This window comes from Streptomyces sp. NRRL F-2664 (assembly GCF_000719345.1).
Classification (GTDB): Bacteria; Actinomycetota; Actinomycetes; order Streptomycetales; family Streptomycetaceae; genus Streptomyces.
In genome coordinates, this window is record NZ_JOFX01000007.1 from 46,433 (window position 1) to 62,541 (window position 16,109).

General features: G+C 75.0%; 11 protein-coding genes. 7 read left to right on the forward strand and 4 right to left on the reverse strand.

The annotated features are described in order from the left end of the window. Window positions 1–116 precede the first annotated feature (116 nt). Entirely contained in the window at window positions 117–899 is a 783-nt protein-coding gene (locus tag IF89_RS0109985; RefSeq protein WP_051806933.1) for an esterase/lipase family protein, read from the reverse strand. A gap of 168 nt (window positions 900–1,067) precedes the next feature. Between IF89_RS0109985 and IF89_RS0109990 the strand changes: the two genes are divergently transcribed. Beyond that, complete coding sequence (locus IF89_RS0109990) at window positions 1,068–1,469, forward strand: cobalamin B12-binding domain-containing protein (protein ID WP_030764263.1); 402 nt, start codon at window positions 1,068–1,070, stop codon at window positions 1,467–1,469. Between the two features lie 841 nt (window positions 1,470–2,310). Here IF89_RS0109990 and IF89_RS0109995 read toward each other — a convergent pair. Beyond that, the gene (locus IF89_RS0109995; protein ID WP_051806934.1) at window positions 2,311–3,891 is read right to left on the reverse strand and encodes a DUF5691 domain-containing protein; all 1,581 of its coding nucleotides are present in this window, start codon (window positions 3,889–3,891) and stop codon (window positions 2,311–2,313) included. A 252-nt stretch (window positions 3,892–4,143) separates the two neighbouring features. Further along, window positions 4,144–5,487, reverse strand: a complete 1,344-nt coding sequence (locus IF89_RS0110000; protein ID WP_030764266.1) for an SWIM zinc finger family protein — start codon at window positions 5,485–5,487, stop codon at window positions 4,144–4,146. A 134-nt stretch (window positions 5,488–5,621) separates the two neighbouring features. Here IF89_RS0110000 and IF89_RS0110005 point away from each other — a divergent pair, with 134 nt between their 5' ends. The 5 genes from IF89_RS0110005 to sucD all read left to right on the forward strand — a co-directional run bounded on the left by IF89_RS0110005 (window position 5,622) and on the right by sucD (window position 12,661). After that, window positions 5,622–6,728 (forward strand): ATP-binding protein, encoded by a 1,107-nt coding sequence (locus IF89_RS0110005; protein WP_030764268.1) that lies wholly within the window; start codon window positions 5,622–5,624, stop codon window positions 6,726–6,728. Further along, window positions 6,725–9,013, forward strand: coding sequence for a DUF5682 family protein (locus IF89_RS44520; RefSeq protein WP_043193576.1), 2,289 nt, complete (start codon window positions 6,725–6,727; stop codon window positions 9,011–9,013). The genes IF89_RS0110005 and IF89_RS44520 overlap by 4 nt, the downstream gene beginning before the upstream one ends. A gap of 83 nt (window positions 9,014–9,096) precedes the next feature. Beyond that, entirely contained in the window at window positions 9,097–10,278 is a 1,182-nt protein-coding gene (locus tag IF89_RS0110015) for a VWA domain-containing protein (protein ID WP_030764272.1), read from the forward strand. Window positions 10,279–10,570: 292 nt separating this feature from the next. Then, window positions 10,571–11,749, forward strand: a complete 1,179-nt coding sequence (gene sucC, locus IF89_RS0110020) for an ADP-forming succinate--CoA ligase subunit beta (RefSeq protein WP_030764275.1) — start codon at window positions 10,571–10,573, stop codon at window positions 11,747–11,749. Between the two features lie 21 nt (window positions 11,750–11,770). Further along, window positions 11,771–12,661 carry a succinate--CoA ligase subunit alpha gene (sucD, locus tag IF89_RS0110025; protein ID WP_030764277.1) on the forward strand — a complete coding sequence of 297 codons (891 nt, stop codon included), beginning with the start codon at window positions 11,771–11,773 and terminating at the stop codon, window positions 12,659–12,661. Between the two features lie 76 nt (window positions 12,662–12,737). Here the strand turns inward: sucD and IF89_RS49015 are convergent, their stop codons facing one another. Next, on the reverse strand, window positions 12,738–14,138 hold the full coding sequence (locus IF89_RS49015) for a helix-turn-helix domain-containing protein (protein WP_030764279.1): 1,401 nt from the start codon (window positions 14,136–14,138) through the stop codon (window positions 12,738–12,740). Window positions 14,139–14,257: 119 nt separating this feature from the next. Between IF89_RS49015 and IF89_RS0110035 the strand changes: the two genes are divergently transcribed. After that, window positions 14,258–15,931 (forward strand): DUF6350 family protein, encoded by a 1,674-nt coding sequence (locus IF89_RS0110035; RefSeq protein WP_158717834.1) that lies wholly within the window; start codon window positions 14,258–14,260, stop codon window positions 15,929–15,931. The last annotated feature ends 178 nt before the right edge of the window (window positions 15,932–16,109 follow it).

Sequence of the window (16,109 nt, forward strand, 5' to 3'; positions counted from 1 at the left end):
AATCTTCCCCGGGTCACCAGATCAGCGGAACCGGGCATTCGGCCGCCTTTCGGTCGTCGAAAGACGCAGCCTTGGCCTTGAGTTCGATATCTGTTCGACTGTCGGTCGTCGTGCGGTCAGGCGACGGAAGCGGCGTCGGGCCCCGTCACCGCCCTCGGTGCAGGGCCGTCGAGAGCGCGCACCACCGCGGCGATGACCGCGGGATGCGCGGGCAGGGCGAGGTGACCGATACCCGTGACCTGGACGTTCTCCACCAGTAGGTCCGGGTGTTCGATGCGGGCGCTGTCGACCGGGCTCATCAGCGAGTCGAAGTCGCTCCAGAACGCAACGCAGCGGGTGGTGCAGCCGGGCGAGGGCGCCGCCAGTTCGGCCAGCACTTCGGAGCCCGGGCGCATCTGCCGGACCAACGGGTGCGCGTCCATGAAGGGCGCGGCGCGCGTCCCGGAATGCGGCGTACCCAGCGTGACGAGGGTGCGCACGCGCGTGTCGCCGCCCAGACGCTGGACGTAGTACCGGCCCACCAGGCCGCCCAGGCTGTGCCCGACGAGGTCGACGCGCTCGTGTCCGGTGCGCTCGCACAGCTCCTCGACCCGCCGGGCGAGGTGCCGGGCGATGACGCGCAGGTCGAGGGTGAGGGGCGAGTAGTTGTACGCCTCCACGTGGCGCAGGCCGCCGGCCGCGAGGGCGCGGCGCAGGAGGACGAAGACGGAGCGGTTGTCGGTGAACCCGTGCAGGAGCAGGACGGGCGGGCGTGCCGTGGCCGCGGTGGCGACGAGCTTCTCCTGGCACACCCCGGTGGGGTAGAGCAGCAGATGCCCGCCGAGCACGACGAATTCCAGTGCGCCGGCCCGCAGAGCAGCACCGGTCACGGGGAGGGGCACGGGTAACGACAGACCCATCGACGGCCTCCTGATCCTCCGGGGGCGGCTGCCGCGCCACCGTGCCGTGCGGCTGGCGGCACGGTGGCGCAATGCCGTCCCATGTGTGATTTCCCCCTCGTGCTTGACCGCGAAACGGCAGCGTGCGCGATGCTGTACTTAACGTTCGTTCACTCGGGAGGCAGTGCGATGGGTGTGACCGGTCCGATCCGTGTGGTGGTGGCCAAGCCGGGTCTCGACGGCCACGACCGCGGGGCCAAGGTGATCGCGCGGGCGCTGCGGGACGCGGGCATGGAGGTCATCTACACCGGCCTCCACCAGACCCCCGAGCAGATCGTGGACACCGCGATCCAGGAGGACGCCGACGCGATCGGCCTGTCGATCCTCTCGGGCGCCCACAACACGCTCTTCGTGCGCGTGCTGGAGCTCCTCAAGGAGCGCGACGCGGAGGACATCAAGGTCTTCGGCGGCGGGATCATCCCGGAGGACGACATCGCCCCCCTGAAGGAGAAGGGCGTGGCCGAAATCTTCACCCCGGGCGCGACGACGACCTCCATCGTGGACTGGGTCAACGCCCACGTACGTCAGTAACCCCGGGCGGCCCGGCAGCGGGGCCGTGCCCCGCCGCCGGGCCCCCTTTGCCGCGTGGGGCCGTGCCCTGCCGGGCTCACCCGTCCGGATGAGCGGCGCGCCGCCGCGTGGGTGCCGCGCCCGGCCGGGCCCGCTTTGCCGTGTGGGGCCGCGCCCCCCTGCCGCGCCGCCTGCCGGGCCGCCCCGCCGCGCGTAGAACGGGGCGCGCTGCGGCAGCCCGGCCGGGTGCGCCTCCCGGCCGCGGCCGCGCGGTGCCGGGCAGTGCCCGGCGTGTCCGATCCGCTCCGCGGAGCCGCCTGCCCCTGCGCCACCCCTCCCGGGCCCCCGCCGGACAGGCCCCGCTTCGCCGGAGACGCCTCGCCAGAGACGCCTCGCGGCTGGGGCCGGCGATCATCCGGCCGGGGCCCGGCCCGGCCCGGCGCGCCGCAGCGCTCAGGCGGGGGCTGGCTGCGCCGTCCCTCCTGGCCACCGCCGAACAGGTTCCGCTTCGCCGAAGACGCCTCGCCAGGGCGCCTCGCGGCGGTGGCCGGCGGTCATCGGGCCGCGGCCCGGCCCGGTGTCGGGCCGTGACCGGCCACGGCGGCCCGGCCCCTGGTTCCGGTCGGGCGCGCCGCCGCGCTCATGCGGGGGCCGGCTCCTCCATCCCACCGCCTGACAGGCCCCGCTTCGCCGGAGACGCCTCGCCAGGGACGCCTTGCGGCTGTGGCCGGCGGTCCTCGGGGCGGGGCCCGGACCGGGGCGGGACCCGCCCCGGTCCCCGGTTCCGGCCGGGCGCGCCAGCGCTCAGGAGGGGGTCGGCGCCGCCGTCCCTCCCGGGCCGCCGTCGGGCGGGGCGCCGCGGTCAGGCGGGGGCCAGTTCCGCCTGCATCGTCGCGCGGAGTCGGAGCGTGGCCACCAGTCGCTGGAAGGCCTCCGCCCAGTACGCCGCCGCGCCCGGAGCCGCGTCCGGGGGTTCTTCCGCGGCGGCGGTCAGGGCCTCCAGCCGGCCGGCCTCGACGGGATCGAGGCAGCGCTCCGCCAGTCCCATCACCCCGCTGAAGCTCCACGGATAGCTGCCGGCCTCGCGGGCGATGTCCAGCGCGTCCACCACCGCCCGGCCCAGCTCGCCCGCCCACGGCACCAGGCACACCCCGAGCAGTTGGAAGGCCTCGGAGAGCCCGTGGGCGCGTATGAACTCGGCGACCCATGCAGCCCGTTCCTCGTCGGGCAGGGTCTCCAGCAGTCTGGCCCGCTCCGCGAGGGAGGCCGTGCCCGGGCCGGCGGCGGGCGGCGCCGACGCAGGGCCGAGCAGCGCCCGCGACCACTCCGGGTCGCGCTGGCGCACCGCCGCCCGACACCACGCCGCGTGCAGCTCCTCCGTCCACCCCTCGGCCGACGCCACCGGGAGCGCGACCAGCTCCGCGGGGCCGAGCCCCCCGAACCGCTCCCGCCAGCACGACAGCGGCGCCGCCTCCACCAGCTGGCCGAGCCACCAGGCGCGTTCCCCGCGCCCGGCGGGCGGCCGCTTGACCACACCGTCGCGGAGCATCCCGGCATCGCACTCGGCGGGCGGTGTCACCCCTTCCGGTCCCACACAGGCCAGGGCCCGCTCGGCCATCCGCTGCGCCAGCGCCGACTGCGGGAGCGCGGAGAGCAGTTCGGCGGCCGTGGCGCGGACGTTGCGGCTGCGGTCGCCCAGCGCCGCCTCCAGGAAGGCCTCGTCCTCCAGGGAGAGCCCCGCCCGCAGTGAATCGAGGAACATCAGCCGGTCCTCGGCCCGTTCACTCGCCCAGGTCGTCGACAGCAGCCGCGGCGCGGCCGCGGGCTCATGGGCCCGTACGGCCCCGAGCAGGGCCACGCGCTCCGCGAACAGCCCCTCCTCCCAGAGCCGCTCCACCGCGGAGCGGTCGGTCACATCGGGCAGTTCCCCGCCGCCCGCCCCACCGCGCAGTGCGAACCGCCAGTCCGGATTCATCCGGGCCAGCCACAGCCCGCGCGTCCCGGCCAGGGCCAGGGCCTGCGGCCGCAGGTCCGTACGGGCCCGGGCCGCGTCCAGCAGGGCCGGTACGAGCGCGTCGGGCGCGCGGTAGCCGTGCCGCGCGGCCGCGGACAGCCACTGCGGGAGCAGCTCGGTCAGATCGGGGGCCGAACCGCGCCGCCCGCCGCCGTTCACCGGGCCGCTGCGACCCGCCAGCAACTGCGCGAGCCGGCGCCCGGCCGCCTCCGGCGGAGCCGGCCGGGGGTCGCGCGGCGCGGGCTCCGGTCGCGGCAGCGCCGGCGCCGGCCGCAGCCCGGCCCGCCGGCGGACGGCATGCACGGCCGCCGCGTCCAGCAGTGCCTCCGCGGAGCCGGCCGGGCCCCCGCCCCGGCGCCGGTCGGTGCCCAGCAGCGCGGCACCGACCAGCTCCTGCCACTCCCCGTACCCCTCGTCACCCTCGCCCATCGGTGCCCCTCCCTCGCTGCTCGTCCTCGGTCGTGTCCGGTGCCCCGGTCCCGCCCCCTCCGCGGGACCGGGGCTGTCTGTGTCTCGTGCGGCTTCGGTCAACTGGCGTGGTTGTCGTTCATGAAAGCCCCCCGGCTTCTCGTCGTTGCGTGTACGGCGCCCCCCGGCGCCGCACTCCCGGCCGTCCTCGTGGGACGGCACAGGACCCCCCAGGCCCCCTGTGACGTCGGGTTCCTTTTCCTTGCAGCCCGCTCAGGACAGGGCGACCGGCTCCGACGAGCCGGGCTGCCATGCCGTCAGCGGGGTGAACCCCCGGTGGCCGCACTCGCCGAAGACCGTCACCGGTCCCCCGCCCGACAACGCGGCCAGCTGCCACAGCCCTCCGCGGGAGCGGCTGCCCGCCCCGGTGAGGGGCACCGGCAGGGCGGAGTCGCCCTCCGCGTCCGCCAGTTGCCAGCCGAGCTCTCCCGGTATCGGAACCACCTGGCCGAGCACGACCGGCCAGGACTCGATCCACGGGTCCTCCCGCAGCGCGGCCCCGTAGGACTCCAGGGCCGTCCCCGTGCTGACACCGGCCGGCACCTCCGTGCACGGCGCGGCTGCCGCGAACCTCTCCCCGAGGTCCGCCCGCAGCCCCGCAGAGCCGGGCCGGAAGCGCATCTCCGCCTCCAGCACCAGCCCCACCGGCAGCGCCAGCCCCGGTGGCCGCCCGGGCGGTCCGAAGTCCAGCACCAGCGCGGGCCGTCCCCCCGACAGCCCGCGCAGCCATATCCGGCGCGTGGTGAGCCGGCCGTCCGGCGACACCGAGTCGTACTGGGCGAGCACCAGCCAACGGTCCCGCACGGCCTCCCCCTCCCCGGAGGCCGGCAGTCCCACCCGGCTGCGCACGGTCGCCGCCAACCCGTCCGGAAGGCCCGTCACCCCCATCCAGGCCCGGTCCAGCAGGTGCAGCAGCGCCGCCTCCTCCAGCATCCGGGCGGGCCAGCCGGGGCCGCAACTGGGTATCGTCCCCAACTCGCGGACCCGCGCGGCCAGTCCGGGCGCCTGCGCGTCCACCATCCGGGCCGCGGTCTCCTCCCACGCCGCGTACCCCCCGTGCTCCTGACCGGCGAGACCGCCGCGCAGCAGGTCGGCCAGCCGCTGTTCCAGCTCGGTGACGCCCGCTGCGATGCGCGACGCGCGCCGCTCCGCCCGGCGCCGGGCCGCCTCCTCGTCGGCCGGGCCGGTCGCCCCCGTCGCCGTCCGCACGGCCCGGGCCGCCCGGTCCGCCAGCCACGCAGCGGCCCAGTCCGGCGCCTCCCCGGGCTCGCCGACCCCCTCGGCGGACCACAGCAGGAGCAGTCCCAGCGCGTGCTTGCACGGGAACTTCCTGCTCGGACAGGAGCACTTGTAGGCCGGTCCCGTCAGGTCGACGACCGTCCGGTACGGATTGCTCCCGCTGCCCTTGCACAACCCCCATACAGAACCGGAAGCGGAACCTCCGATCTGTGACCAGGGCCCCGCCCCGCCGAGTCTGCCGCCCGCCTTGCGTGAGGCATCGTCAGGAGCCAGAGCCAGTACCTGTTCCGCCGTCCAGCGGACCCCCTGCTCAGTCATGTGAACCACCGTAGAGACCCCCTCTGACAATCGCTCTGACCTGCAACGACGTGATGGGTGAAGGGCGTTGTCAGTGGCGTGGTGCACCGTGGGAACAGCAGTCGGGAGCGGCTGCGGAGCATTGGAGGGGGACCATGAGCAAGCCCGAGAACGGCATCGGCGCCGAGGCGCTGCGACCGCACGCCGAAGACGCCTTCGCGCACGAACTGAAAGCCCTGGCGGCCGCCGACGACCGGCCCCGCCCGACCCGCTGGAAGCTCTCCCCGTGGGCCGTCGCCACCTACCTGCTCGGCGGCACCCTCGACGACGGCACGGTGATCACACCCAAGTACGTGGGCCCGCGGCGCATCGTGGAGGTCGCCGTCACGACCCTGGCCACCGACCGCGCCCTGCTCCTGCTCGGCGTCCCCGGCACCGCCAAGACCTGGGTCTCCGAACACCTCGCGGCCGCCGTCAGCGGGGACTCCACGCTCCTCGTCCAGGGCACCGCCGGAACCCCCGAGGAAGCCATCCGGTACGGGTGGAACTACGCCCGGCTCCTCGCCCACGGCCCCAGCCGCGAGGCCCTCGTCCCCAGCCCCGTCATGCGGGCCATGGCCGACGGCTCGACCGCCCGCGTCGAGGAGCTCACCCGCATCCCCGCCGACGTCCAGGACACCCTCATCACCGTCCTGTCCGAGAAGACGCTGCCGATACCGGAGCTCGGCGAAGAGGTCCAGGCCGTCCGCGGCTTCAACCTGATCGCCACCGCCAACGACCGCGACCGCGGGGTCAACGAGCTCTCCAGCGCACTGCGCCGCCGCTTCAACACCGTCGTGCTGCCGCTGCCCGCGACCGCGGACGCGGAGGTCGACATCGTGGCCCGCCGTGTCGACCAGATGGGCCGCGCCCTCGACCTGCCGGCCGTGCCCGAGGGCCTGGAGGAGATCCGCCGCGTCGTCACCGTCTTCCGCGAGCTGCGCGACGGGGTCACCGACGACGGCCGGACGAAGGTGAAGTCGCCGAGCGGCACCCTGTCCACCGCCGAAGCCATCTCCGTCGTCACCAACGGACTCGCCCTGGCCGCCCACTTCGGGGACGGCGTCCTGCGCCCCTCCGACGTGGCGGCGGGGATCCTCGGCGCCGTCGTCCGCGACCCGGCGGCCGACCGGGTCGTCTGGCAGGAGTACCTGGAGACGGTGGTCCGCGAGCGCGACGGCTGGAAGGACTTCTACCGGGCCTGCCGGGAGGTGACGGCATGAGCACCGCCCGACAGGGCCCACTGCTCCTCGGCGTGCGTCACCACGGGCCGGGATCGGCCCGTGCGGTCCGGTCCGCCCTGGAGGCGGCCCGCCCGGCGGCCGTCCTGATCGAGGGGCCGCCCGAAGGGGACGCGCTGCTCGCACTGGCCGCCGACCCCGGTATGCGGCCGCCCGTGGCGCTGCTCGCGCACGCCTCCGACGACCCCGGCAGGGCCGCGTTCTGGCCGCTCGCCGACTTCTCCCCGGAGTGGGTGGCGATCCGCTGGGCGCAGGAGGCGGGCGTACCGGTCCGGTTCATGGACCTGCCCGCCGCCCACTCGCTGGCCGCCGCTGCGGAGCCCGAAGCCGACCATGCCGAGTCCGACGCGGTCCGGCTGGACCCCCTCGCCGTGCTCGCCGGGACGGCCGGTTACGACGACCCCGAGCGCTGGTGGGAGGACGTCGTCGAGCACCGGGGCACCGGCGGCGCGGGGGAGGAGGCGCTCGGCGCGTTCGAGGCCCTCGGGGAGGCCATGGCCGCCCTGCGCGAGGCCTACGGCGACGGCGGCCATTCCCGCGACCTGGTCCGCGAGGCCCACATGCGGCAGCGGATGCGCGCCGCCCGCCGCGAGTTCGGCGACGGGTACGCGGTCGTGTGCGGTGCCTGGCACGTCCCGGCCCTGCGGGCGAGGACCACCGTGGCCGCCGACAAGGCGCTGCTGACCGGCCTGCCGAAGGTCAAGGTGGAGACGACCTGGGTGCCGTGGACCCACCGCCGGCTGGCCCGGGCCGGCGGGTACGGAGCGGGCATCACCTCCCCCGGCTGGTACGCCCACCTGTTCGCGGCCCGGGACCGGCCCGTGGAGCGGTGGCTTACCAAGGTCGCCGGCCTGCTGCGCGAGGAGGACCGCCAGGTCTCCTCCGCGCACGTCATCGAAGCGGTCCGGCTGGCCGAGACGCTGGCCGCGATGAGGGGGCGGCCCCTGCCCGGGCTGACGGAGACCCTGGAAGCCGTCCGGGCGGTGATGTGCGACGGCTCCGACGTTCCGCTCGCGCTCATCGAGGACCGCCTCGTCGTCGGCGACGTGCTCGGCGAGGTCCCGGACGGGGCGCCCGTCGTGCCGCTCCAGCGGGACCTGACCCGGCAGCAGCGCTCCCTGCGGCTCAAGGCGGAGGCACAGGAGCGCGAGCTGGAGCTCGACCTGCGCAAGGACACCGACGCCGCCAAGTCCCTGCTCCTGCACCGCCTGCGGCTGCTCGGGATCGGCTGGGGCACCCCGACCGCCTCCCGGAGCAGCACCGGTACCTTCCGGGAGACCTGGCGGCTGCGCTGGGAGCCCGAGCTGTCCGTCCGGGTCGCCGAGGCCGGGATCTGGGGCACCACCGTCCTCGCCGCGGCCACGGCCAAGGCCGAGGCGGACGCGGCGACCGCCGAGGAGCTGGGCGACGTCACGGCGCTGGCCGAGCGGTGCCTGCTCGCCGGGCTCTCCGAAGCGCTGCCGGCCGTCCTGCGGGCCCTCGCCGACCGCGCCGCGCTCGACACCGACGTCGCCCGGCTCGCCCGAGCCCTCCCGGCACTGGCCCGTTCCCTGCGGTACGGCGACGTGCGGGGCACCGACGCCACGGCGCTCGGCGCCGTCGCGGCCGGGCTCGCCGAGCGGATATGCGTCGCGCTCCCGCCGGCGTGCGCGGCCGGTCTGGACGCCGACGCGGCGGCGGAGCTGCGCGGCCACGTGGACGGGGTGCACACGGCCGTCGGCCTGCTGGCGGACGCCGACGACGGGCTGCGGGAGCGCTGGTCCGCAGTGCTGCGGAAGCTGGCCGACCGGGACACCGTGCCGGGCGTCCTGCGGGGCAGGGCGGCCCGGCTGCTCCTCGACGACGGGCGGCTGGAGGCCGAGGAGACGGCCCGGCTGATGGGGCTCGCGCTGTCCCCGGCGGCCCCGCCCGCCGACGCGGCGGGCTGGATCGAGGGCTTCGCGGGCGGGAGTTCGGGCGGCGGCACCCTGCTGGTCCACGACGACCGGCTGCTGGGCCTGATCGACGCCTGGCTGACGGGAGTGCCGGAGCGCGCCTTCACCGATGTGCTGCCGCTGCTGCGGCGGACGTTCGGCGCGTACGAGCCGGGGGTCAGGCGGAGCCTGGGCGAGCTGGTCCGCCGCGGCCCAGGCCGCCCGTCGGCGACCCGGTCGACGGACGACGCCCCCGAGGGCTTCGCCCCCGAACTGGACCCGGAGCGGGCGGACGCGGTGACCGAGCTGGTGCTGATGCTCCTCGCGTCTGCCGACGCGGCCACGGCGGCCTGAGGGAGCGGCGCCCTTGCGGGGACCGCATCGAAGAGCGACGAGTACGACGAGTGCAGGGGGACGGACGGATGAGCGGTACGCGGATGAACACGGCAACGGCCCGGGACACCGCGGACACCGCCGCGGGCGAGCGGCTGCGGCGGTGGCGGATGGTGCTCGGCGGGGGAGACGCGGACGGCACCGGTCGGGCGCTGACCGGGCGGGACGCGGCGATGGACGCCGCGCTCGGTGCGCTGTACGGGGGAGGCGGTGAAGGGGGTCCGCGCCGGTCCTCGGGGTCGGCCCGCTCGGCCGGGCTCGGCGGCTCCGCGCCGAACGTGGCCCGCTGGCTCGGGGACATCCGCACCTACTTCCCCAGCTCGGTGGTGCAGGTCATGCAGCGCGACGCGATCGAGCGGCTCGGGCTGTCGGCCCTGCTGCTGGAGCCCGAGATGCTGGAGGCCGTCGAACCGGACGTCCACCTGGTCGGCACCCTGCTCTCCCTCAACAAGGCGATGCCCGAGACGACGAAGGAGACGGCGCGGGCCGTGGTCCGCCGGGTGGTCGAGCAGTTGGAGAAGCAGCTCGCGACCCGCACCCGGGCCACCCTCACCGGCGCGCTCGACCGCTCCGCGCGGATCAGCCGCCCCCGCCACCGCGACATCGACTGGAACCGCACGATCCGGGCCAACCTCAAGAACTACCTGCCCGAGTACGGCACCGTCGTTCCCGAACGGCTGATCGGCTACGGCCGGGCGGCGCAGTCGGTGAAGAAGGAGGTGATCCTCTGCATCGACCAGTCGGGTTCGATGGCGGCCTCCGTCGTCTACGCGTCCGTCTTCGGGGCGGTCCTCGCCTCCATGCGGTCGATCGCCACCCGCCTGGTCGTCTTCGACACCGCCGTCGTCGACCTGACCGACCAGCTCGACGATCCGGTCGACGTCCTCTTCGGCACCCAGCTGGGCGGCGGCACCGACATCAACCGTGCCCTCGCCCACTGCCAGTCGAAGATCACCCGGCCCGCCGACACGGTCGTCGTCCTCATCAGTGATCTCTACGAGGGCGGCATACGCAACGAGATGCTGAAGCGCGTCGCCGCGATGAAGGGGGCGGGGGTGGAGTTCGTGACCCTGCTGGCCCTGTCCGACGAGGGGGCTCCGGCCTACGACCGGGACCACGCCGCGGCCCTCGCCGCGCTGGGCGCGCCGGCCTTCGCCTGCACGCCCGACCTGTTCCCCGAGGTCATGGCCGCCGCGCTGGAGAAGCGGCCCCTGCCCGTCCCCTGAGGCGCCCCCGACACGCCCGTCCGGGCACCTCGTGTGAAGGGGCCGATCACACGAATTTCCAGTTCAACCGTGAGGTGTTCTGTGACAGGTATCACCGCTCAGGTGTGATCTGCGATTTAGGGTCGCACGCCCCACGGGGATAACCTGCCGGACGGACATGCCGCGTCCACGGTCACCGTGTGCGCCTTCCTAGTGACAGCGCCGTCACGTTGCCCTCCGCGGCACGCCCACGCAGATAGCAGACAACCGCGAATCACTGCGAATCTTTAAAAAAGACAAGGGACGGACGCGCGTGGACCTGTTCGAGTACCAGGCGAGGGACCTCTTCGCCAAGCACGGTGTACCGGTGCTGGCCGGTGAAGTCATCGACACGCCTGAGGCGGCTCGCGAGGCCACCGAGCGGCTGGGCGGCAAGTCGGTCGTCAAGGCGCAGGTGAAGGTCGGCGGCCGCGGCAAGGCCGGTGGCGTGAAGCTGGCCGGCACCCCGGACGAGGCCGTCGCCCGCGCGACGGACATCCTGGGCATGGACATCAAGGGCCACACGGTCCACAAGGTGATGATTGCGGAGACCGCTCCCGAGATCGTCGAGGAGTACTACGTCTCGTACCTCCTCGACCGCACCAACCGCACCTTCCTGGCCATGGCCTCGGTCGCGGGCGGCATGGACATCGAGCAGGTCGCCGAGGAGACCCCGGAGAAGCTCGCCAAGGTCCCGGTGAACGCCAACGAGGGCGTGACCATCGAGAAGGCCCGCGAGATCGTCGAGCTGGCGCAGTTCCCGGCGGAGGTCGCCGAGAAGGTCGCCGAGGTCCTCGTGACCCTGTGGGACACCTTCATCGCCGAGGACGCCCTCCTCGTCGAGGTCAACCCGCTCGCGAAGGTCGCCTCCGGCGAGGTCATCGCCCTCGACGGCAAGGTCTCCCTCGACGAGAACGCCGAGTTCCGCCAGCCGGGTCACGAGGAGTTCGTGGACCACGCCGCCGCGAACCCGCTCGAGGCCGCCGCCAAGGCGAAGAACCTCAACTACGTCAAGCTCGACGGTGAGGTCGGCATCATCGGCAACGGCGCGGGTCTCGTCATGAGCACCCTGGACGTCGTCGCCTACGCCGGCGAGAACCACGGTGGCGTCAAGCCCGCCAACTTCCTGGACATCGGCGGTGGCGCCTCCGCCGCCGTCATGGCCAACGGCCTCGAGATCATCCTCGGGGACCCGGACGTCAAGTCCGTCTTCGTCAACGTCTTCGGTGGCATCACCGCGTGCGACGAGGTCGCCAACGGCATCGTCCAGGCGCTGGCCCTGCTGGAGGAGAAGGGCGAGGCGGTCACCAAGCCGCTCGTCGTCCGTCTCGACGGCAACAACGCCGAGCTGGGTCGCAAGATCCTTTCGGACGCCAACCACCCGCTGGTGCAGCGCGTGGACACCATGGACGGCGCGGCCGACAAGGCCGCCGAGCTCGCGGCTGCGAAGTAAGGGCAGAGGTCACAGACTCACATGGCTATCTTCCTCAACAAGGACAGCAAGGTCATCGTCCAGGGCATGACCGGTGCCACGGGCATGAAGCACACCAAGCTGATGCTGGCTGACGGCACCAACATCGTCGGCGGCGTGAACCCGCGCAAGGCCGGCACCACCGTCGACTTCGACGGCACCGAGGTCCCGGTCTTCGGCTCCGTCGCCGAGGCGATGGAGAAGACGGGCGCCAACGTCTCCGTCCTCTTCGTCCCGCCGGCCTTCGCCAAGGCCGCCGTCGTCGAGGCCATCGACGCCGAGATCCCGCTGGCCGTCGTCATCACCGAGGGCATCGCGGTGCACGACTCCGCCGCCTTCTGGGCGTACGCGACCGCCAAGGGCAACAAGACCCGCATCATCGGCCCGAACTGCCCGGGTCTGATCACCCCCGGCCAGTCCAACGCCGGCATCATCCCGGGCGACATCACCAAGCCCGGCAAGATCGGTCTCGTGTCCAAGTCCGGCACGCTGACCTACCAGATGATGTACGAGCTGCGCGACATCGGCTTCACCTCCGCCGTCGGCATCGGTGGCGACCCGGTCATCGGCACCACGCACATCGACGCCCTGGAGGCCTTCGAGGCCGACCCGGAGACCGAGCTGATCGTCATGATCGGCGAGATCGGCGGCGACGCCGAGGAGCGTGCGGCGGACTTCATCGCGAAGAACGTCACCAAGCCGGTCGTCGGATACGTCGCGGGCTTCACCGCGCCCGAGGGCAAGACCATGGGCCACGCCGGCGCCATCGTCTCCGGCTCCTCCGGCACCGCGCAGGCCAAGAAGGAGGCCCTTGAGGCCGCCGGCGTCAAGGTCGGCAAGACGCCGACCGAGACCGCCGAGCTCGCTCGCGCGATCCTGAACGCCGCTCAGTAAGCAGCGGCCGTACGGCTGAACGGGCGTGGCCCGCACCCCTCGGGGTGCGGGCCACGCCCGTTTGCGTGCTCCGTGGTCAGTCGAGCCCCGGCACGACACGCGCCGGACCCGCCAGCGGGTCCGCGCGCAGCTTGTCGTGGAGCTGCCTGCTCTGTTCGGTGAGCTGCTGGGGGCCGCTGAGCGGCGGCACCCCGGACACGCTCTCGCCGGGCCACAGCGGCGGGTCGTACCGGGTCGGTGCGGTCGCCGCGGTGTAGGCGGTGGCGGCCGTGATCATCGCGGTCAGTCCGAGGGTCGCCCGCGTCCAGTGCCGGGTGCGCCGCTCACCGCTGCCGCGGATCGCCGCGGCCGGGCGCGGGTCGAGGGGGAAGGGCGGCCGCAGCGCGACGAGACGCTCCCGCAGCGCCGCGGACTGCTTCTCGACCGGTACGCCGGCCAGTTCGGGGACCCGGACGGCGAGTTCGGCGTGCGCGTTCAGGATGCGGTTGCCGGTGGCGGGCGTGGTGGCCTCCGACTCGGCGGCGGTGTCGGGCAGGTCGAGGCCGACGCCGTCGTAGAGCAGCACCGTACGCCGGTGGGCCGCGGGCAGCGCGAGCAGGGCGTCGAGCAGGATCCGGTCGGCGGGATCCGCCGGGGGCCGGTCGGGCCGGCGGTGGGCGCGGCGGAACCGGTGCCAGGGCGAGAGCGCGTAGTCGTAGGCGATCGCGCGCACCCAGCCCACCGGGTCGGGGTCGGTGGCCACCTCGGGCCACTGGTCCCAGGCCCGGGTGAAGGCACGGTCCACGGCCTCCAGCGCCAGCGCCCGGCTGCCGGTGAGCAGGTACGTCTGCCGGGCCAGGGCGGGCGCGGCCCGCTCGTGGAGGGCGTCGAAGGCCTCGGCCGGGTCCCGGGCGGGCCGTGCGTCCAGTGGGGAGGCGGTCGGGGGCCGGGCGTCGAGCACGGCGGGGGCGGTGGCGTCCGCCGCGGCCGGCCCGGCGGCGTCGACCGTCGCGGCGGTCCCGGCGGTGGCGGCGGGCTCACCGGTCCCGGCGGTGGTGGCGGAGGCGGCGGGGCCACCGGTGTCGGCGGTCCCGGAGATGGCGGCGGGAGCCTCGGCGGTCGGCGCGAGGCCCTCGGCCCCGCCTGCGGACGCGACCGCCGCCAGAACCGCGTCGGGCGCCTCCGCCACGGCCCCCGAGGCGCCCGCCGCCTCCGGGGCCCCGGCGGCCGCCGGGGCGGTCCGCACGGGCCGGTCCGGTGGACCGGTCGCTTCCGCTGCCGCCTCCGCTGCCGCCTGCGGCACGGCGAGGCCGGTGAGGAAGCGTACGTACGCGTGGTGCTTGCGGCCGCGCGGGGTCGTGCGCCCCGACTCCCAGGAACGGACCGTGGACGCGGTGACGCCCACGGCCGCCGCGACCTCATCGAGCGTCAGTTCCGCGGCCTCGCGCAGTCTTCGGCGCTCGTGCGGGGCGGGCAGGCCTTCGACGCTTCGTGTCATGCCGCACTCCCCGCGACCCGGCAGTCCTGAGCGAAAAAGTACATAAACGTATATTGGGCGACACCACGGACATTCGCCTGTTACCCGCCCATAGCGCGTGTCGTTGGCACCATGGCGGGGTGACCCAAGTGACCGAACGCGGGACCCCGTTGCCGGCCGCCCCGCGAGCCGGTGTGCGGCGGCGTTCACCGGCCGCCGCCGCATGCGTGGTGGGCGGCGCCGTGGCCGCCGGACTCGGGCTCGGCTTCCTCGCCGTGCTCGTCATCGTCCTCTGGATCAGCTCCCCCTATCCCGACAGCGGGCCCGGCGGCGCCCTGCACCTCGCCGCGGGGCTGTGGCTGCTGGCCCACGGGACCGAACTCCTGCGGTACGAGACGCTTTCCGGCGTCCCGGCGCCCGTCGGGGTGACACCCCTGCTGCTGGTCGCCCTGCCCGTCCTGCTCCTGCGGCGGGCCGCCCGGCTCGGCAGCGCCGGTGACGAGGACGACGAGGAGGTGCTGCCGGCCACGGCGGTGTTCTCGGCCGTGCTCTGCGGGTACCTCGCCGTCGGCGCGCTCGCCACGGTGTACGCCGCCGGCGGCCCGATGCCGGCCGACCCGATCAGCGCCGCCTGGCACGTTCCGCTGGTCGCCGTACTGGCCGCGGCCGGCGGTGTGTGGGGGGCCAGGGGGCGTCCGGCGGGACCGCTGCCGGGCCTGCTGCCGGCGGGCGTGCGCAGGGGGCTCGTGCGCCCGCGGTACGCGCTGGCGCTGCGAGCGGGCGCGGGCGGGGCCCTGGTGCTCCTGGGCGGCGGAGCCCTGCTCGTAGGTGTCTCGCTCGCCTGGCACGGGGCGCAGGTCCAGGCGTCGTTCCTGGCGCTGACCGGAGTGTGGTCGGGCCGGTTCGCGGTGCTGCTGCTCGCGCTCACGCTCCTCCCGAACGCCGTGGTGTGGGGGGCGGCCTACGCCCTCGGGCCCGGCTTCTCCCTCGGCGCGGAGGTCACGGCCACCCCGCTCGGTTCCGCGGGCGGGCCCGCACTGCCCCGCTTCCCGCTGCTGGAGGCGCTCCCGGCCGCAGGGCCGGGCACCCCGCTGACCTGGGCGGCCGCCGTGGTGCCGGTGGTCGCGGGGCTGGCGGTGGGCTGGTTCGCGGTACGCCGGGCACGGGAGGTCTCGTACGGGGAGACGGCGCTGACGGCGGCCCTGGGCGCGCTGGTGTGCGGTCTGGCGATGGCCGGGCTCGCGGCGGCCTCGGGCGGGCCGCTGGGGTCGCGGCGGCTGGCCGAGTTCGGGCCGGTGTGGTGGGCCACGGGTGCGGCGGCCTTCGCGTGGACGCTGGTACTCGCCGTGCCGGTGGCGGTGGGCGTGCACGCGTGGCGCTACCGGCCGGCGGCGGGACCGGTGGCGGGGCTGGTGGCGGGAGGCCGGGACGCGGACGGCCCGGTGGACGACGGGTGGCACGACAGCGGCGTGCGGGAGCTGCGGTGGGAGCTGATGCGGAAGGCGTCAGGGACGCTGGTGCCGGAGATCTTGCCCGAGCCGGTGGCTCCGCCGGTTCGGCCGGTGGCGGTGGCGGCTGCCGGTGCACCTGCGGTGCGGGCTCGGCGGCGGGCCGTGACCGTCGTGTCCGGGCTGGACCTCGGTCCGGGGCCGGGGGCTCCGCCGGGTTCGCCGGTGGTGTCCGGGCCGGACCTCGGTCCGGGGGCTCCGCCCGGTCTGCCGGTGGTGTCCGGGCCGGCCGGGCCGGTGCCGGTGCGCGTGCCCGTGCCGGGGGCCGGGGTGCGGGTGCTGGTCCGGCGGAAGCCGTCCGCGTAGCCGGTGCGGCGCCGTTGCGGGGGCGCTGCCCCCGCACCCCCGCGCCTCAAACGCCGGCGGGGCTGAAGGGTGTGGCGGGGCCGAAGGGGGCGGCGGGGCTCACAGATCGGGGCTCCGCCCCGGGCCCCGCGCCTCAAACGCCGGCGGGGCTGAAGGGGGTGGCGGTGGGGCGTACGGG